19 protein-coding genes are annotated in these 17,885 nt (G+C 65.4%); 1 reads left to right on the top strand and 18 read right to left on the bottom strand.

All coding sequences use genetic code 11. From position 1 onward, the window contains the following. Nucleotides 1–5: 5 nt before the first annotated feature. The gene (gene nusA / locus ACSHT2_RS20015) at nt 6–1,616 is read right to left on the bottom strand and encodes a transcription termination factor NusA (RefSeq protein ID WP_440636006.1); all 1,611 of its coding nucleotides are present in this window, start codon (nt 1,614–1,616) and stop codon (nt 6–8) included. Nucleotides 1,617–1,618: 2 nt separating this feature from the next. Beyond that, complete coding sequence (gene rimP / locus ACSHT2_RS20010; protein WP_440636005.1) at nt 1,619–2,374, bottom strand: ribosome maturation factor RimP; 756 nt, start codon at nt 2,372–2,374, stop codon at nt 1,619–1,621. 358 nt (nt 2,375–2,732) lie between these two features. Between rimP and ACSHT2_RS20005 the strand changes: the two genes are divergently transcribed. Further along, nucleotides 2,733–3,815, top strand: a complete 1,083-nt coding sequence (locus ACSHT2_RS20005; RefSeq protein WP_440636003.1) for a DUF2336 domain-containing protein — start codon at nt 2,733–2,735, stop codon at nt 3,813–3,815. Between the two features lie 64 nt (nt 3,816–3,879). Here ACSHT2_RS20005 and trmB read toward each other — a convergent pair whose 3' ends face one another. The 16 genes from trmB to trpS all read right to left on the bottom strand — a co-directional run bounded on the left by trmB (nt 3,880) and on the right by trpS (nt 17,883). Then, the gene (gene trmB, locus ACSHT2_RS20000; RefSeq protein WP_440636001.1) at nt 3,880–4,590 is read right to left on the bottom strand and encodes a tRNA (guanosine(46)-N7)-methyltransferase TrmB; all 711 of its coding nucleotides are present in this window, start codon (nt 4,588–4,590) and stop codon (nt 3,880–3,882) included. Continuing rightward, nucleotides 4,587–5,744 carry a M20 family metallopeptidase gene (locus tag ACSHT2_RS19995; protein WP_440635999.1) on the bottom strand — a complete coding sequence of 386 codons (1,158 nt, stop codon included), beginning with the start codon at nt 5,742–5,744 and terminating at the stop codon, nt 4,587–4,589. Before ACSHT2_RS19995 ends, trmB begins: the two co-directional genes overlap by 4 nt. Nucleotides 5,745–5,830: 86 nt before the next feature. Next, nucleotides 5,831–6,244 (bottom strand): helix-turn-helix domain-containing protein, encoded by a 414-nt coding sequence (locus ACSHT2_RS19990; protein WP_007603895.1) that lies wholly within the window; start codon nt 6,242–6,244, stop codon nt 5,831–5,833. A 221-nt stretch (nt 6,245–6,465) separates the two neighbouring features. After that, the gene (gene lnt / locus ACSHT2_RS19985) at nt 6,466–8,079 is read right to left on the bottom strand and encodes an apolipoprotein N-acyltransferase (RefSeq protein ID WP_440635998.1); all 1,614 of its coding nucleotides are present in this window, start codon (nt 8,077–8,079) and stop codon (nt 6,466–6,468) included. Then, nucleotides 8,076–9,194, bottom strand: coding sequence for a hemolysin family protein (locus ACSHT2_RS19980; RefSeq protein ID WP_440635997.1), 1,119 nt, complete (start codon nt 9,192–9,194; stop codon nt 8,076–8,078). The genes lnt and ACSHT2_RS19980 overlap by 4 nt, the downstream gene beginning before the upstream one ends. Before the next feature lies 1 nt (nt 9,195). Beyond that, complete coding sequence (ybeY, locus tag ACSHT2_RS19975) at nt 9,196–9,705, bottom strand: rRNA maturation RNase YbeY (RefSeq protein WP_440635996.1); 510 nt, start codon at nt 9,703–9,705, stop codon at nt 9,196–9,198. A 57-nt stretch (nt 9,706–9,762) separates the two neighbouring features. After that, nucleotides 9,763–10,758 (bottom strand): PhoH family protein, encoded by a 996-nt coding sequence (locus tag ACSHT2_RS19970; protein ID WP_440635994.1) that lies wholly within the window; start codon nt 10,756–10,758, stop codon nt 9,763–9,765. 64 nt (nt 10,759–10,822) lie between these two features. Continuing rightward, complete coding sequence (miaB, locus tag ACSHT2_RS19965) at nt 10,823–12,217, bottom strand: tRNA (N6-isopentenyl adenosine(37)-C2)-methylthiotransferase MiaB (RefSeq protein WP_440635992.1); 1,395 nt, start codon at nt 12,215–12,217, stop codon at nt 10,823–10,825. A gap of 167 nt (nt 12,218–12,384) precedes the next feature. Beyond that, complete coding sequence (locus ACSHT2_RS19960) at nt 12,385–12,789, bottom strand: hypothetical protein (protein ID WP_440635990.1); 405 nt, start codon at nt 12,787–12,789, stop codon at nt 12,385–12,387. Between the two features lie 16 nt (nt 12,790–12,805). Further along, nucleotides 12,806–13,489 (bottom strand): HAD family hydrolase, encoded by a 684-nt coding sequence (locus tag ACSHT2_RS19955; RefSeq protein WP_440635989.1) that lies wholly within the window; start codon nt 13,487–13,489, stop codon nt 12,806–12,808. 224 nt (nt 13,490–13,713) lie between these two features. Then, nucleotides 13,714–14,169 carry a Fur family transcriptional regulator gene (locus tag ACSHT2_RS19950; protein WP_440635987.1) on the bottom strand — a complete coding sequence of 152 codons (456 nt, stop codon included), beginning with the start codon at nt 14,167–14,169 and terminating at the stop codon, nt 13,714–13,716. Nucleotides 14,170–14,207: 38 nt separating this feature from the next. After that, nucleotides 14,208–14,693: a ribosomal protein S18-alanine N-acetyltransferase gene (gene rimI / locus ACSHT2_RS19945; protein WP_440635985.1), complete on the bottom strand. Its 486-nt coding sequence runs from the start codon at nt 14,691–14,693 to the stop codon at nt 14,208–14,210. Next, a complete protein-coding gene (gene tsaB / locus ACSHT2_RS19940) occupies nt 14,690–15,385 on the bottom strand; it encodes a tRNA (adenosine(37)-N6)-threonylcarbamoyltransferase complex dimerization subunit type 1 TsaB (protein WP_440635983.1) in 696 nt (231 codons plus the stop codon). Before tsaB ends, rimI begins: the two co-directional genes overlap by 4 nt. 88 nt (nt 15,386–15,473) lie before the next feature. After that, nucleotides 15,474–16,043, bottom strand: a complete 570-nt coding sequence (locus ACSHT2_RS19935) for a NifU family protein (protein WP_440635982.1) — start codon at nt 16,041–16,043, stop codon at nt 15,474–15,476. A 202-nt stretch (nt 16,044–16,245) separates the two neighbouring features. After that, on the bottom strand, nt 16,246–16,740 hold the full coding sequence (locus ACSHT2_RS19930; protein ID WP_319333088.1) for a universal stress protein: 495 nt from the start codon (nt 16,738–16,740) through the stop codon (nt 16,246–16,248). 90 nt (nt 16,741–16,830) lie between these two features. Then, nucleotides 16,831–17,883, bottom strand: coding sequence for a tryptophan--tRNA ligase (gene trpS, locus ACSHT2_RS19925; protein ID WP_440635980.1), 1,053 nt, complete (start codon nt 17,881–17,883; stop codon nt 16,831–16,833). Nucleotides 17,884–17,885: the final 2 nt, after the last annotated feature.

Here is a 17,885-nt window from a genome sequence, read left to right as displayed (position 1 = left end):
GGCCCTTACGCCGGCTGGTCTTCAGTCGCCGCAGCCTCTTCAGCAGGCTTGGCGAGATCGGCCTCGGTGATCCAGCCGGCCTTGACACGGGCCTGCATGATTATCGCTTCGGCGTCGTCACGGGAAATGTCGGTGCCATCGAGCGCACCGGCGTGCTTGGTCGGCTCGCCGCCTTCCTTGCGCTCGGTCCAGCCGACCAGATCGTCGGTGGCGCAGCCGGCGAGGTCGTCGACCGTCTTGATGTCGTTCTCGCCGAACTTCACCAGCATCTTCGAGGTCACGCCGGGCACGTCCTTGAGGGCGTCCTCGACGCCGAGCTCCTTGCGCTTGGCCTCGAGCTCGGCTTCCTGCTGCTCCAGATATTCGCGGGCGCGGTTCTGGAGCTCCTGCGCGGTCTCCTCGTCAAAACCCTCGATGCCGGCGAGTTCCTTGACGTCCACCATTGCGAGTTCCTCGACCGAGGTGAAGCCTTCGGACGCCAGCAGCTGGCCGACCACTTCGTCGACGTTGAGCGATTCCATGAAGACGCGGGTGGAGTTCTCGAAGTCGGCCTGGCGGCGCTCCGATTCCTCCTGCTCGGTCAGGATGTCGATGTCCCAGCCGGTGAGCTGCGAGGCCAGACGCACGTTCTGGCCCCGGCGGCCGATCGCCAGCGAGAGCTGGTTGTTGGTGTCGGGCACCACGACCTCGATGCGTTCGCGGTCCTCGTCGATGACGACCTTGGAGACTTCCGCCGGCGCCAGCGCGTTGACCACGAAGGTCGCGATATCGGGCGACCAGGGAATGATGTCGATCTTCTCGCCCTGCAGTTCGTTCACCACGGCCTGCACGCGCGAACCGCGCATGCCGACGCAGGCGCCGACCGGATCGACCGAGGAATCGCGGGAAATCACGCCGATTTTCGCGCGCGAGCCGGGATCGCGGGCCACCGCCTTGATCTCGACGATGCCGTCGTAGATCTCCGGCACTTCCTGCGCGAACAATTTTGCCATGAACTGCGGATGGGTGCGGGAGAGGAAGATCTGGGGGCCTCGCGTCTCGCGGCGGACGTCGAATATGTAGGCGCGGACGCGGTCGCCGTTGCGGAACACTTCGCGCGGCAGCATCTCGTCGCGGCGGATGATGGCTTCGCCACGGCCGAGATCGACGATCACGCTGCCATATTCGACGCGCTTGACGACGCCGTTGACGATGTCGCCGATGCGGTCCTTGAATTCCTGGTACTGCCGGTCGCGCTCGGCCTCGCGCACCTTCTGCACGATCACCTGCTTGGCCGATTGTGCGGCGATGCGGCCATATTCCAGCGGCGGCAGGGTGTCCGCGATGGTGTCGCCGACCTGGGCGCCAGGATTGGCGCGCTGCGCGTCCACCAGCGAGATCTGGTTGGAATGGTTCTCGACCTTGTCGACCACCAGCATGTGGCGCGACAGCCGCAGCTCGCCCTTCTTCGGGTCGATCTCGGCATGAACGTCAGTTTCGCTGCCGTAACGGGCCCGCGCCGCCTTGGCGATGGCGTCCTCCATCGCCGCGATGACGATGCCGCGGTCGATCGATTTTTCGCGTGCAACGGCATCGGCGATCTGAAGCAATTCAAGTCGGTTGGCGCTGACTGCCATGGCTAGTCTCCTTGGTCAGGCTCGATCTCGCCCCGCCGCGCGCGTTCGGCGGCCAGGCGATGTTTCTTCGTGTTGGTCGGGGCCGGCTTCTTCTTCGGCCTGGTGTTTTTGGTGATTTTCTCGCTGATCTTCGCGTGCGGCGCCTGCGGTGGCTCGATACCGAGATTGCGGCGCATCTCGCGTGCCTCGGCCTTGCCGCGGCGCATGGATTCGGCGATCAGCTCGTCGGTCAGCACCAGCCGGGCCTCGCCGATATCCTCCATGGTCAGGAGAACGTCGGCATCGTCATCCGACTTGACGTCGTCGCGATGCAGATGCACGCGGTCGCCTTCGACAGCACCGAGCGTTCCGCGGAAGCGCTTCCGCCCCTCATGCGCGACCGCCATCTCGATCTTCACCAGATGTCCGGAATAGCGCTCGAAATCGGAGCGGCGCACCAGCGGGCGGTCGATCCCCGGCGAGGAGATCTCCAGCCGGTAGGCGCGATCGATCGGATCGGCGACGTCGAGCACGGGCGACAATGCCCGCGAGATCGCCTCGCAATCCTCGATCTGCATCGAGCCGTCCGGCCGTTCGGCCATGATCTGCACGGTGCAGCCGGCTTCCCCGGAAATGCGGATCCGCACTAGGCGATAGCCCATGCCCTGGAGCACGGGAGCAGCCACCGCGGACACCCGTGCCGCGACGCCCGGCTCGACCACGAGCCGCGGCTCGGCCAGCAATTCGGCATCCGTGGAACCAGGGTTCGGCTCGGTCATGTCCAGGGTCAGGGCGCTCGATGGTTAAGGCTTGGTTACGACTTCAAAGCCCGTTTCGGAACTCTCCCGACAGCGCGTCGGGCCGCATCTTTCGACAAGCCGCGTTCAGGTAATAAAAAAGAGCGGGTCCTTGCGGGCCCACTCTCACTACGCGGATCGTATGAGAAGATGAATTGGCGCTGATATAGCGCTTTCCGCCCGCCCGGACAAGGCCCATCGCAGCGGGAACGGGCCTTTTTGCGCCGATCTGCGGACCCTGCGCAACGCTTCTTTCATCAAGCAGGCCTAAATTCCCCGATCGTGGGGCGGCTTGAACCAAGGGCGCACCCGCGGCGTGCCCCGTTCGAGTTGCGTTTTCATGACCGTTGCCACGTCGCTCATTCCTGGATTGGACGATATCGTCAAACGCGGCGATCCGCGGCGACGCGGCGAGATCGCGCGGGCCATCGCCCAGTTGTTTCTCCAGGATGCGGAGAAGCTCCGCCCCGAGTTGATCGATCTCTTCGACAATCTCCTGATCGATCTCGTCCCCCATGCCGAGCTGGCCTCGCGCGTCGATCTGGCCGAGCGCTTTTCGCGCCTGAACAACGCGCCGCCGCACCTGGTCAATCAGCTCGCGCGCGAAAACGAGATCATGGTGGCCGGTCCCGTGCTGCGCCGCTCGCCCGTGCTCGACGACGCGGCTCTCGTCGAGATCGCGCGCCTGAAAGGCCAGGGCCATCTCCTGGCGATGACGGAGCGCCCGGCCTTGTCTCCCGTCGTCACCGACGTGCTGGTCGAGCGCGGCGATCGCGACGTGGTACGCCGCGCCGCAGGCAATGCCGGTGCGGCGTTCTCACCAGGCAGCTATTCCGAGATGATCAAGCGGGCGGCGCAGGACGGCGTGCTGACCCTCAGGATAGGCCAGCGCAACGACCTCTCCGGCGAGCATCTGAAACAGCTTCTCGACGGGACGCTCGACGTCATCCGCCGCCGCCTCTCCAGCGTGGTCAATCCCGCGCGCAAGGCCGAGATCAAGCGCGCGATGGCGGCAATCGAGGAGGCCGCGCTGCCGCCGGGACCGCGACGCGATTTTTCGGGCGCGCAGCGCACGGTGCTCGCCTTGTACCGAGAGGGCCATCTCGGCGAGAGCGCGCTGCTCGGTTTCGCCAAGGCGCACAAATACGAGGAATCGATCGCCTCGCTCTCGGCGATGTCCGGCGTTCGCCTCTCGATCCTCGACCGTCTGATCGCGGGCGACCGCTACGATCCGCTTCTGATCCTGGGCCGCGTGCTCAATCTCGGCTGGCCCACGGTGCGCGCGCTCATCCTGCTCTGGTACGGTCCGCAACGCACGCCCGCCGATGCCGACATCGAGGCCGCGCGCGTGAACTTCGCGCGCCTGATGCCGACGACCGCCGAACGCGTCGTGAATTTCTGGCGCAACCGACGGACGATCTAAGACAGGTGTCGTCATGGGCGGGACAAGCCCGGGCATGACGATCGGATGATCGTGCGCGCGGAATCTACACTCTCCTGAACCGCAAGTAAGCCGCCTTGCGTCCTTCCCGCGCGGCCTTTCGGCCGTAGCGCGTCATGGTGTAGCCCGGCCAAGGCTGCCGGAAATCATCGGCGCGTTCGGCAAGCCAGACGAAGTCCTGCGAGCGCGCAAGATGCGACAGCGTCCAGGCGCAGTAATCGTCGATGTCGCAGACGAAGCGGAACTCGCCGCCGCTTCTGAGCACGCGGGCCATCGCGGCGATCGTCCGGTCCTGGACGAAGCGCCGCTTCCAGTGCCGCCGTTTCGGCCAGGGATCGGGATGGATCAGGTCGATCCGCGACAGCGAATCCTCCGGCAGCCAGGCCAGGAGCTCGGCGGCATCGCCCGCGAACAGGCGGATGTTGCCGATGTTGGCGGCCTCGATCTGCGCGAGGATCTTCGCCATGCCGTTGACATAGGGCTCGCAGCCGATGAAGCCGGTCGCAGGGAAGGTCGTCGCCTCGGCCACAAGATGCTCACCGCCGCCGAAGCCGATCTCGAGCCTGACATCTTCAGCAACGGGAGCGAAGATCGCGCGGGCATCCGCCGGAGCCTCACCGTCGATGTCGAGCGCAAGATGCGGCAGCAGCTGCTCGATCAACCCGGCCTGGTGCTGCCTGAGCTTGTGGCCCTTGCGCCGTCCGAAGAAGGCGCGCTCGCTGTCGTCGCGATCGGTGTCTGATTTGCGTTCGCTCATCGTAGCGTCTGATACAGGCGATGGAGCAGCCGCGCGCGCGGCGCGAGCGACGAGACATAGAGCTGCTCATAATGGGTGTGCGCGCCCTTGCCGTCGACGCCGAGCCCGTCGAGCGTCGCGGTGTGCGCGGCGGTGAAATTGCCGTCCGAGCCGCCGCCTGTGTGCGTGTCGATCAGCTCGAAGCCGATCTCCGTGGCGAGCGTCTTCGCATGCTCGTACAGCGAGGCGCCTGCATTGCTCTTCTCGTAGGGCGGACGATTGAGCTCGCCGGTGACCGTGACGGTGACACCGTCCGTCTTCGACGTCAGCCCGAGAATCTTGCCGACGAGCTCGTCTGCGTCCTTCAGGCTCAGCACGCGCAGATCGACTTCGGCATAAGCCTCTTCCGGCGTGACGTTGGGGCGCGTGCCGCCGCGCACCACGCCGACATTGACGGTGACGCCGCGCGTCGGATCGTTCATCCCTTCCAGTGCCAGGATGATATTGCCAAGCTCGCGGACGGCGCTGCGGCCGTCCTCGGGCCGGGAGCCGGCATGCGCGGGCACACCCTTGATGAACACCTGGAAGCGCCCGACGCCCTTGCGTCCGGTGACGATCTTGCCGCCGTCGCGCGCCGGCTCCGTCACCAGTACATACTTGGCCTTGCGCCCTTCCTTCTCAATCAGCGCACGCGACGTCGGGCTGCCGATCTCCTCGTCTGAGGTGAACAGGTGGGTGATGCCGAGCGGCGAGCGATCGGCCGTCGCACAAAGCGCGCGAAAGGCGTGATGGGCGATGTAGGCACCGCCCTTCATGTCGTAGATGCCGGGACCGAACGCGACGTCGCCTTCGACCTTGAACGGCAGGCGTTCGATGAATCCGATGGGATGAACGGTGTCGAGGTGGCTCAACACCAGGATGCCCGGCCGATCCTGACCCCAATTCGTGCGCGCCACGAGATGATCGCCGCAGCCATCCACGCCGGCGACGCGCTCGAGCGTGGCAGGCAGGTCGCGGTATTGCTCCGCAACCAGAGAGACCAGCTTGTTGACCTGTTCAGGCGCTTCCGTCGGCGTCTCGATCTCCACCCAGCGGCGGATGCCATCGAGGATGGTTTGGGAATCGAACCAATTGGATCCGGTCATGGACGCATCTGTGCCTTTGAATCGCATCATCGAAGCGGGCGCGCGTCAAAGCGCGGTCCCAAATGACGACATAGGCCAGATTTGACGCGGTCTCAAATCGCCATGGAGACGGCGCTTCAGCGCTTGTCGGGGCCTTCGCGAGCCGCAATCTGCTCGACGAGATCGACGATGGAGCGCCGCATCTTCGAATCGGTGATTCGCGTGAACGCCTTGGTCAAGGCGAGCCCTTCGGAGGTCGCGAGAAAGTCCGAGACGTAAGAGGGCGAGGCGCCTTCGCTGAAGCCATCCGGACCCGGCACGCCGCTCGGGCCGCCTTCGAACAGGAATGACACCGGCACCTGGAGAATCTCGGCGATCTGCTGGATGCGGCTCGCGCCGACCCGGTTGGTGCCCTTCTCGTATTTCTGGACCTGCTGGAAAGTCAGGCCCAAAGCTTCACCGAGCTTCTCCTGGCTCATGCCCAACATGATGCGGCGCATGCGCACGCGACTGCCGACATATTTGTCAACAGGGTTGGGCGCTTTCGACATTTCCTCAGCCCTCCAAACATCACCTTCGGCGCAATCATCAAGCATGCCTCGGGTGCAGCATCCGTCAAAACCAAACACCGTTATTGGGAAACATTGCGGAGAAATTTAGCAACGCACCGCTGTCTTTTCGCAGCCGGTGCAGAATGGGGAGCCCGCGTGCAGTCTGTCAACCGTGGGACTACGGTTGTCAAAGGATTCCGGCCACTTCGGTGGCGGCGCGATCAGGGCTGACGCTTGGCGACACGTCGGCGGACCGCCAGGAGCACGGCCACTGCGACGAGCATGGCTGCGGGCGCATCACCCACCCGTGCATAGACGGTCGGCGAGATCGCGGCCGGCAGGTTTGCATCCAAAATGCCTTCGAGGCCGAGGCCGAGGCTCGCGACCGTGCGTCCGACCGGATCAATCACCGCGGAGATGCCGGTATTGGCGGAGCGGACCAGCGGCAATCCGAGCTCGATCGCGCGCATCCGCGACTGCTCCAGATGCTGATAGGGGCCGGTCGAGATGCCGAACCAGCCGTCGTTGGTGAGGTTCACGATCCAGCCCGGACGTTCGTTGCGTCCAGCCACTTCGCCGGGAAAGATGGCTTCGTAGCAGATCAGCGGCAGTGCCGGCTGTACGCCGGGGACCGGCAGCGCATGCCGCACGCTGCCGGCGATGAAGCCGCCGCGCACACGCGTCAGCTGCTCGAAACCGAGCTTCTCCATCAACGCCTGGTAGGGGAGAAATTCTCCGAACGGTACCAAATGCACCTTGTCGTACACAGCGAGCACGCTGCCGTCGTGATCGATCACGTAGATCGAGTTATAGGCGCGCGTGATCGGAGTGCCCCGCGGCAGGTCGGGCGCGCGGACCGACCCCGTGATCAGCACGGTGCCCTTGGGCAGCAGCTCGGCGATTTGCGCCATCGCGTCGGCTTCGCGGGTCAGGAAGAACGGAAAGGCGGATTCCGGCCAGATCAGGATGGTGGCATCGCGCACGCCGGTCGATTGCGGGCCGGAGGCGCGGTCCGACAGCGCGAGGTACTTCTTCATCACCTCCGTCTTCGCGGCGTAGTTGAATTTTGCGTCCTGCTGGAGGTTCGGCTGCATCAGGCGCAGCTTGGCGCCTGAGACCATCGTGGTTGGATGCAGCGACAGGCGGATTGCGCCGAAGATGCTCATGACCATCAGAAGCGCGACGGCGGCCGCCGGCACGCGCCAAGGCAGGCGGCGATCGGGCGTGCGGTCGATCAGCGTCGCCGGGCTTGCGAAGATCGCAACCGTCAGGAACGTCATGCCCCACAGGCCGATCAGCGACGCCGTCTGCGCCAGCGGCAGCGGCTCGGACAGCGCGTAGCCGAACGCGTTCCAGGGAAAGCCGGTCAGTGCGTGACCGCGCAGCCATTCGCTCATGGTAAGGCTCGCTGCGAGCGCAAGCACGCGCGTGGCGTTCTTGGTCCAGAGCAGGCGCGCGAGCGCAAAGCCCATCGCCGTGAAGATCGACAGATAGGCCGGCAGGCCCAGCACGGCGAACGGCGTCAGCCAGGCGAACACGTCGGCGTCGACGAAGAAGGCGTAGCCGATCCAGTAGAGGCCGGGCACGAAATAGCCGAGCCCGAACCAGTAGCCGGTCAACGCGGCGGCGGGGATGCCGCCATATCGGCCGGCGCCGGCGCCGTCGATCAGCCAGACCAGCACCGGGAAGGTGACGAACAGCACCGGGAAGAGGTTGAACGGCGCCAGTGCCAGCACCGACAGCGCCCCGGCCGCCATGGCGATGACAGCACGCTGCCATCCCCAGGTGAGGATGATGGCAAGCGCAATCTGCCGAAGACGCTGCGATGGACTCACTGCGGGCCGACCCCGTCGCTCGGTGGCGGCGTGGGCGTGTCGCTGGCCGGCGGTTGTCCACTCTCCGGCGTCGCTTCACGGCGCCGGCTCTCGCGCTGGGTGCGGGGTGCGGGGCGCTCCTTCCGCGTCGAGATGCGCAACCGCTTGACACGGCGCGGATCGGCATCGAGCACCTCGATCTCGTAAGTGCCGGGACCCGAGATCACCTCGCCGCGCACCGGCAGGCGCCCGACGAAGCTGACGAGATAGCCGCCCAACGTCTCCACCTCCTCGCCGGCTTCGCCGGTGACGAAGTCCTCGCCGATCACCGAGCGGACGTCGTCGAGGCTGGCGCGGGCATCGGCGATGAAGGCGTTGTCGGGCAGGCGCACGATCGAGGGCGGCTCGTCGCTGTCGTGCTCGTCGTCGATCTCGCCGACGATCTGCTCGACGATGTCCTCGATCGAGACCAACCCGTCGCTGCCGCCATATTCGTCGACGACCAGCGCCAGATGGATGCGCGTGGCCTGCATCTGCGCGAGCAGGTCGATCGCCCGCATCGACGGCGGCACGTAGAGCAGCTTGCGGATGATGTTCGCATCATGAAGCGGCAGCGCGAGATCGACGGCGCGCAGGTCGAGCCCGGCCGGCAGCGGCTTTTTTCGCTTGGTCTTGGTGGTTTCCGATACGCGGGCGCGCGCCGTCATGAAGGCGAGCAGGTCGCGGATGTGGACGATGCCGACGGGATCGTCGAGCGTCTCGTTGAAGACAACGAGGCGGGAATGACCGGCGCTCTCGAAGCGGTCCATCAATTCGCCGAGCGGGATGTCGCGCTTCACTGCGATGATGTCGGCGCGATGCACCATGACGTCCGCGATACGGCGCTCGTGCAGGCCGAGGATGTTGCGCAGCATGGTGCGCTCGACGGCCGAGAAGCCGGTGTCGTCGGGCGTCGTCGCGTCGAGCACGACCCGGAGGTCGTCGCGGACCGATCCCGCCTTCCAGCCGAACAGCGTCCGGATCGCGCGCAGCAGCCAGCTGTCGGCCGCCGGGCGTATCACCTCGCCTTGTGTCACCACGGCCGGCAAATTGGCCGTGTTGCGCGGATTGTCCTGGATCGGATCGGAATCCGGCATCTCAATGCGTCCCCGGGCGGTCGGCATAGGGATCGGGGATGCCGAGATGAGCCAGGATCTCACGTTCGCGCGCTTCCATCTCCTCGGCGTCGCCGTCGTTCTCGTGATCGTAGCCGATCAGGTGCAGGAACCCGTGCACGGCGAGATGGCTCAAATGGTGATCGAACGGCTTTTGTTCCTCGTCGGCCTCGCGCCGCATGGTCTCATAGGCGATCGCGATGTCGCCGAGCATGCGCGGCGCATCGCCCGGCTTCCACCCGCCCTCCGGCTGGAGCGCGGGGAACGACAGCACGTTGGTCGGCTTGTCGATGCCGCGCCAGTTGCTGTTGAGGGTGCGGATGCCGGCGTCATCGGTCAGCATCACAGCCACTTCCGCGTCGGCAACGTCTTCGTCGACGCTCTCGGCGGCTGCCGCCACCGCGCGCTGGATCACGGCTTCGGAATCAGGCTCGCGCTGCCAGCAATCGGCGACGACGAGGACCTCGGTCATGGGCAGGTTGGAATGGGACATTGTGTTGTCTGGGACGAAAGGCGCCGTGCTCGCGCCTCTGGGTCCGGTGTTGCCTCGTCAGGATTGACCGGTGGCCGGCCGCTGCGGCGAACCTTCGTAGGCGGAGACGATCCGCGCCACGAGTTCGTGGCGGATCACGTCCTCGGCCTTGAAATGAACCTGGGCAATTCCTTCGACGCCGTTCAAGAGGCGGGTCGCCTCGGCCAGGCCCGAGGTCTGGCCGTTCGGCAGGTCGATTTGCGAGGGATCGCCTGTCACGATCATGCGGCTGTTCTCGCCGAGACGCGTCAGGAACATCTTCATTTGCATGGACGTGGTGTTCTGGGCCTCGTCCAGGATGATGGCGGCGTTGGTGAGCGTGCGGCCGCGCATGAAGGCGAGCGGCGCGATCTCGATCTCGCCGGTCTGAAGCGCGCGCTCGACGATGCGCGCATCCATGAGGTCGTAGAGCGCATCATAGATCGGCCGCAGATAAGGATCGACCTTCTCGCGGAGATCGCCGGGCAGGAAGCCGAGCCGCTCGCCGGCTTCCACCGCCGGACGCGACAGGATGATGCGATCGACCTCCTTGCGCTCGAACAGCTGCGCGGCATGGGCGACGGCGAGCCAGGTCTTGCCGGTGCCGGCGGGGCCGACGCCGAACACCAGCTCGTGCCGCTTCAGCGCGCGGATGTAGGAATCCTGTGCGGCCGTGCGCGCGCGCACCGGGCGCTTGCGCAGGTTGATGCTGTCGAAGGTGGATTTGGCCGATTTGGCGTCGAACTCGAACAGCGAGCCCTGCGCGATCACCGCGCGGATGGCGCCTTCGACCTCGCCCTGGTCGAGATCCTGCCCCTTCACGGCTTGCGTGTAGAGCATCTCCAGCACGCGCCGCGCGGCGTCGCAGCCGTCGCGGGTGCCGCCGATGGTGATGTGATTGCCCTTGGAATCGACGACCACGCCGAGCCGCCGCTCGATCTGCGCCAGATGCTGGCCGTAGGGGCCGACCAGGGCGGAAGCGGCTCGGTTGTCGTCGAAATCGATGACGACCTGAGTCTCGGGCGGAACTTGCATGTCGCGGTCAAATTTGCGGCTGGGAGCGAACGAAGACGAATCCGATGCGCTTTTGGGCAAGGGTTCAGGCTCCAATGGCTTGCGATAAAGCGGGCTCGCGCGCGTTGCGCGGCGTCACGAGCTCGCCGAGAAAGCTGTAGCGTTCGAGGCTGTCGATGCGGACCGGCAGGATTTGTCCGATGATGTCGGGCGAGGCCATCACATGGGCGGGCTGGAGGTACGCGGTGCGGCCGACAATCTGGCCCTCCTTGCGCGCCGGACGCTCGAACAGCACATCGACCGTTGAGCCAATCGCGGCCTTGTTGAAGGCCGATTGCTGGCTGTCGATCAGTTCCTGGAGCCGCTCCAATCGCTGGTCCATCTCGGCGGGGGATACCGTCTCCTGCATGTCCGCGGCCGGCGTTCCCGGCCGGGCGGAGTATTTGAACGAATAAGCCGCAGCGTAGCCGATTTGCGTGACAAGCGCGAGGGTGGCGAGAAAATCTTGTTCGCTCTCACCCGGGAAGCCGACGATAAAATCTGATGAAAAAGCAATGTCTTGGCGCGCAGTGCGGAAACGGTCGATGACCCCGAGGTAATCATCGGCGGTATGTTTCCGGTTCATGGCCGCCAGAATCCGGTCCGAGCCCGATTGCACCGGCAGGTGCACGAACGGCATCAGGGCACCGAGATCGCGATGGGCTGCAATCAGGCTGTCGTCGACGTCGCGCGGATGGCTGGTCGAATAACGCAGCCGCGCGATGCCGGGAATCTTCGCCAGATGCTCGAGCAGCCGGCCGAGCGGCCAGCTCGTCCCGTCCGGCCCGTCGCCGTGATAGGCGTTGACGTTCTGCCCGATGAGCGTGAGCTCGCGCACGCCGTTGTCGGCGAGCCGCTTCACGTCATCGACGATCTTCGATACCGGGCGCGAGACTTCGGCGCCGCGCGTGTAAGGCACGACGCAGAAGGTGCAGAACTTGTCGCAGCCTTCCTGCACCGTCACGAACGCTGAAATGCCGCGCGCGCGGATCGCATCGGGCTTCGGCTGGGCCAGGAAGCCGAACTTGTCCTCGGCAGGAAATTCGGTCTCGATCGCGCGGCCTTCGTTGCCGGCGCGTTTCAAGAGCTCAGGCAGATGATGGTAGCTCTGCGGTCCCACCACGACGTCGACCACCGGTGCCCGACGCACGATCTCCTCGCCCTCGGCCTGCGCCACGCAACCCGCGACCGCGATCTGCATCGTGCGGCCCCCACGCGCGGCCTCGTCCTTGGCCACGCGCAGGCGGCCCAGCTCGGAATAGACCTTTTCCGAGGCCTTCTCGCGGATATGGCAGGTGTTGAGGATGACGAGGTCGGCGTCCTCAACGCTCGCCGTCTCCACGAATCCTTCCGGCGCCAGCGTATCCACCATGCGCTGGGCATCGTAGACGTTCATCTGGCAGCCATATGATTTGATGTGCAGCTTGCGCGGCGGCGTCATGGAACCCGAAAATGGAGGTGGAGGACGACCCTCAGATATAGGCTGGAGGGGCGAAAATCCAGCGGATGGGCCATTTGGGCTGTCATTCCGGGGCGCCCCGGAGGCGCTAAACCCGGAATCAGCTTCAAAACCCCGCGGAATGGGCCTCGCTTCGCGTGGATTCAGCGTTACACGCGAGGGGTGGCGAGCCATTCCCGAAAAAACTCTTCCTGCGCGTCGACCGAGGCCGGGATCACATCGGGCCCGGTTGTGAAGATTTCGACGAGGTCAGCCATGCGCGTATGGACGCCTTTCTTCAGCCGATATGCCTTCAGCCCCGCTCCCATGTCCCTGGCCATTCCGGATGGATACACATTGAGGCTGGCTCCGTAACAGAACGGGATGAGCCCCTCAGGCTCGAGCTGACGGCGGACCAAGCATAGCGCTTCGAAAAAATCGGAGGCCTCCGCTTCGATCGTCTTGCCGCGATAAGCGCAAGTCAGCTTGCAGGCAGGACCGATTTCGTACTCTGTGAATACTGCCCTTTCGTCGTCACCGGCGCCGATCAGAGCGATTTCGTGTTGCTCGTCCATGGTGTCGATACGCTCTTCACGACTGAAGCTCGGCCGCGGCTACCTTCCGCCGGACCAGCTCCGGCAGCTGATGTATGTCGGCAAAGGTCAGGTCGGCGCCAGCCTGGCGCAGGGTCTCGGCGTGGCCGTTGCCGCAATGGCTGCCGCCGCAGAAGCCGAACACGGTCATGCCGGCCGCCCGGGCGCCGGCGATGCCGGCAAGGCTGTCCTCGATCACGACGCAGCGCTCGGGTGGTACGCCCATTTGCTTCGCCGCGAACAGGAACAGGTCCGGCGCCGGCTTGCCGTTCTTCACCTGCGAGGCCGAGAAGATGTTCGGCGCCAGGCGCTCGTAGAGCCCGGTGCTTCCCAGGCTCACGCGCATGCGCTGGTGCGAGCCGCTCGAGGCGACGCAGACGGCTTGCGTGACGACATCGAGCACATCGTGGATGCCGCGGATCGCTTCCAGGTCGGCCTCGAACGATCGGAACAGCTCGTCCTGGAGGTCGCCGTGATAGGCCTCGGGGAGCTTGCGGCCGAGCTCGGTCTCGATCTCGAGATTGGCCTGCCGCGTCGAGCGGCCGAGGAAGCGTTCGAACACCTGCTCCGAGGTGATCGGATAACCGTGACGCGTCAGCACGTCGGCATGCGCGCGACAGGAGATCACCTCGCTGTCCACGAGCACGCCGTCGCAATCGAAGATGATGAGGTCGATCGGCACTGGCTACAACTTGACGAAATTGAGCTGAGTCATTGCCGCGTCGACGGTGCCACCTCTCCCGAAGGGAGAGGTCGCGCCAAAGGCGCGGGTGAGGGGTTTCGCTCTCACGAGGGACCTGAGTCCCCTCACCCGATTTGCGCTGGACGATGCTTCGCATCGCCAGGAGCAAATCGACCTCTCCCCGCCGGGGAGAGGTGAAGAGAGCTCGCCGAAAGATATGTTCATCAATTTGTCGGCTTGTCGTCGTCGAGCGGCACGCAATAGAGCTCGAGCCGGTGGTCGACCAGACGGTAACCGAGCTTGCGGGCGATCTCGGCCTGGAGCTTCTCGATCTCCTCGGAGGTGAACTCGATCACCTTTCCGTCGCGCAGATTGATGAGATGGTCGTGATGGCTGTCGCGCATCTGCTCGTAGCGCGCGCGGCCCTCGCGAAAATCGTGGCGCTCGATGATGCCGGCATCCTCGAACAGTTTCACGGTGCGATAGACTGTGGATATCGAGATCTTGTCGTCGACCGCGACGCAGCGCCGGTACAGTTCCTCGACATCGGGATGATCGATCGCTTCCGCGAGCACGCGGGCGATGACACGGCGCTGCTCGGTCATGCGCATGCCCGTGGCGGCACAGCGCGCCTCGATATCGGAGGTCTTGGATGCAGAGGAAGGTTTCAGTGTGGTCATAGCGTTGTCTGCCTGGCGGGCGCTTTCTGCCACCGATGTTACGACAAGTCACGTCGCATCAGAAGGGCGTTCAATTGTTCCCCGTCGGGCTGCTTATAGTAGCGATCGCGGCGCCCGACCACCACGAATCCGGTCCGATCGTAGAGCCGCCGCGCCGGCTGGTTATTTTCCTCCACCTCGAGAAATATTGTGCGCACGCCGCGTCCGGCGAGGTGGCCGAGATGGGTCATCAGCAGCGTGCGGGAGAGGCCGCGGCCGCGATAAGCCCCGTCCACCGCAATCGAGAGAATTTCCGCTTCGTCCGCGCCGATCCGCGACACCGCAAAGCCGATCGTCTTGCGGCCGAGACGCAAGCGATGCACCAGCGTGTTGCGCTCGCTGATCATGCTCTCGAACTCGCCTTCGCCCCAGCCGTGCGCGAAGGAGGCGCCGTGCAGCTGCGCGAGCCGCGCGGCGTCGCGCAAGGTCGCGGGCTCGACGACGGCGCTGCCGTCGTGCCACCACTTCGACAGCCATCCCATCATGAGGTTGCGGCTTGCGCTGCGAGCGGCTTCTGTGCCGCCGGCTTTGCATCGGGCGCCTTCAGATAGAACGGCCGCGCCGGCGTGGTGTCGGGATCGGCCGCCGCACCGAGCCAGGCGATCCAGCTGATATCGGGCGCGGGCTGCGCGTCGACCGCAACAGGTTGTGGTCCATCCTTCGGCCAGCGATCGGCGAGGATCCTTGCGGCGTTGCCGACCAGATGCGGCGCGCCGAATTGCGAGGCCGCGATCGCCTCGTCGATGCTGGCGACCTTAGGTCGCACCAGCTGGCTGCCGTCGCCGGCGACGATCTGGAAATAGACGTGATCGTGCCGCGCATCGATTGCGGAGAGCACGGGCGCCGCTCCGCTCTGGCCCACGACGGCGGCGGCATAGGCCGATAAGGTGGTCAGGCCGACGGCCGGCCGCTCGGCCGCGAGCGCAAGGCCGCGCGCCGCCGAAATGCCGACGCGCAGGCCCGTGAAGCTTCCGGGACCGACGGTGACGGCGATGCGATCGAGCGCGGTGAAGGCGAGATTGGCCGATTGCATCACCCGCGCGATCATCGGCATCAGGGCCTCGGCGTGGCCGCGCTTCATGAGCAGCGATTCCTGCGCGCGCAGTTCGGCCGTTTCGGTGTCGAGCACGGCGGCCGCGCAGGCGTCGAGCGCGGTATCAATGGCGAGGATCAGCATGAAAAAGCAAATGGCGAGTGGCGAATAGCGAGCAGTCTAGCCGATCGGAGTTCCATTCGCCATTCGCTACTCGCCATTCGCGCTCTAATCACATCGGCCGGACTTCGACCACGTCGGGCACGAAGTGCTTGAGAAGGTTCTGGATGCCGTGCTGGAGCGTCGCCGTCGATGACGGGCAGCCGGAGCAGGCGCCCTTCATGTTGAGATAGACGATGCCGTCCTTGAAGCCGCGGAAGGTGATGTCGCCGCCGTCGTTGGCGACCGCCGGCCGCACCCGGGTCTCGATCAGGTCCTTGATCATGTCGACCGTCTCGGCGTCGGCCTCATCGAAGAACTCGTCCTCGTCGTCGAGATCGGCGTCGCCTTGCGCCGTGCCGTCGGCAAGCAGCGGCGCGCCCGACATGTAGTGCTCCATGATGGCACCCAGGATCGCGGGCTTGAGCTGCTGCCATTCACCGCCCGCCTTGGTTACGGTGATGAAGTCCGATCCGTAGAACACGCCGGTGACGCCGGGCACGTCGAACAGCTTTTCGGCGAGCGGCGAACGGCCTGCGGCTTCGCGGCTCGAAAACTCGACGGGGCTGCCGTCGACCACGACGCGGCCGGGAATGAACTTCAGCGTGGCGGGATTGGGGGTGGCTTCGGTTTGAATGAACATGGTTCTCTCCAGACGTCGCCGGTTCAAGGCCGGCGCGTGCCCTATCCACTAGCAGATGGCGACGGGGAACGCACGATCAAGGGGAGAGGGAACTGTTTCGCTGTCATATCAGTAGGTTAGGGTGCCGAAATCTCCAGGCGTCATGGCCGGGACAAGCTCGGGCACGACGAGCAAACGACATGCCGCCTCCCAGACAGGGGGCCTACGACAGCGAATCCACGCTTTGGTCGCTCAGCGCGCCGGAAATGATGGTCACCGGCACCGGGAATGTGCCCAGCTCATGCGCGAGCAATGAGACCAGCGGGCCCGGTCCTTCGGCGCCGGGACTGGCAGCGAGCACCAGCATCGCGATGTCGGGGTCCTCATCGATCACCGCCAGCAACTGTTCCATCGGTGCGCCCTCCCGGATCACCCGTTCCGGCGTGATCGCGGCGATGCCGTTGGCACGGCCGGCGGCGCGGTCGAGCGCGGCCTCCGCCGATTCATGCGCCTCGGCGCGCATGATGTCGGCGACGCCAAGCCATTCCTGACTCTGCTGCTCGGGCTCGATGATGCGCAGCATCACCACGCCGCCGCCGGCGCGGATCGCCCAGCGGCTGGCATAGTAGACCGCGCGATCCCATTCAGCGGTGTCGTCGACGACGACGAGGCATTTGGGCTTGTGACCCGGCTCGAAACAAAGTCGCTTGCTGGTCATGCATGTCCCGGCGAGTGCATGACCGCATGCTGCCACACTCCCTCCCGCTTGGGGAGAGGAGACGCGGTCGGCGCCTGGCGCCGACCGGTTCTAGCGCCGGCGGATGAAGCCGACGATGTCCTTGGAGAGCTTCATCGTCTCGTCGGCGATGGCACGGGCTCGGTCGGCGCCGTCGATGAGGATCGCGTCGATATGGCCGGGGTCGGCCACGAGGCGCTTCATCTCGCCGGCGATCGGCGCGAGCTTGGTGACGCACAGTTCCGCCAGCGCGTTCTTGAAGCTGGAGAACTGGCCGCCGCCGAAATCGCGGAGCACCTCGGCCTTGGAGCGGCCGGAGAGCGCAGCGAAGATGCCGACGAGGTTGTCGGCCTCGGGGCGGGCTTCCAGGCCCTTTTCCTCCGTCGGCAGCGGCTCCGGATCGGTCTTCGCCTTGCGGATCTTCTGCGCGATGGTGTCGGCGTCGTCGGTGAGGTTGATGCGCGAATTGTCGGAGGCGTCCGACTTCGACATCTTCTTGGTGCCGTCGCGCAGGCTCATCACGCGCGTCGCCGGGCCCGTGATCAGGGGTTCCGGCAGCGGGAAGAACAGGCCGTCATTGGCACCCTGGCTGCGGATGGAGTCGCCGAAATCGTTGTTGAACTTCTGCGCGATGTCGCGCGAGAGCTCGAGATGCTGCTTCTGGTCCTCGCCGACCGGAACGTGGGTGGCGCGGTACAGCAGGATGTCGGCGGCCATCAGCACGGGATAGTCGAACAGGCCAACGGACGCATTCTCGCGGTCCTTGCCGGCCTTCTCCTTGAACTGGGTCATGCGGCCGAGCCAGCCCATGCGTGCGACGCAGTTGAAGATCCAGGCCAGCTCGGCATGGCCCGAGACCTGGCTCTGGTTGAACACGATGTGCTTCTTGGGATCGATGCCGGCAGCGACGAACGCGGCGGTCACCCCGCGGGTGCTGCGCGTGAGCTCGGCCGGGCCGCCCCAGACGTCGACGCCCTGCGTGATCGCGTGCATGTCGACGACGCAGTAGATGCAGTTGTGGGTTTCCTGCATCTTCACGAAGTTGACGATCGCGCCGAGATAATTGCCGAGGTGCAGATTGCCCGTCGGCTGGACGCCCGAAAAGACCCGTTCAACGAATGGCATGG

It is taken from the genome of Bradyrhizobium sp. PUT101 (genome assembly GCF_052043945.1).
Taxonomy (GTDB): Bacteria; Pseudomonadota; Alphaproteobacteria; order Rhizobiales; family Xanthobacteraceae; genus Bradyrhizobium.
Note: the sequence above shows the minus strand (reverse complement) of the source record. Positions and strands in the feature narration are given on the sequence as shown.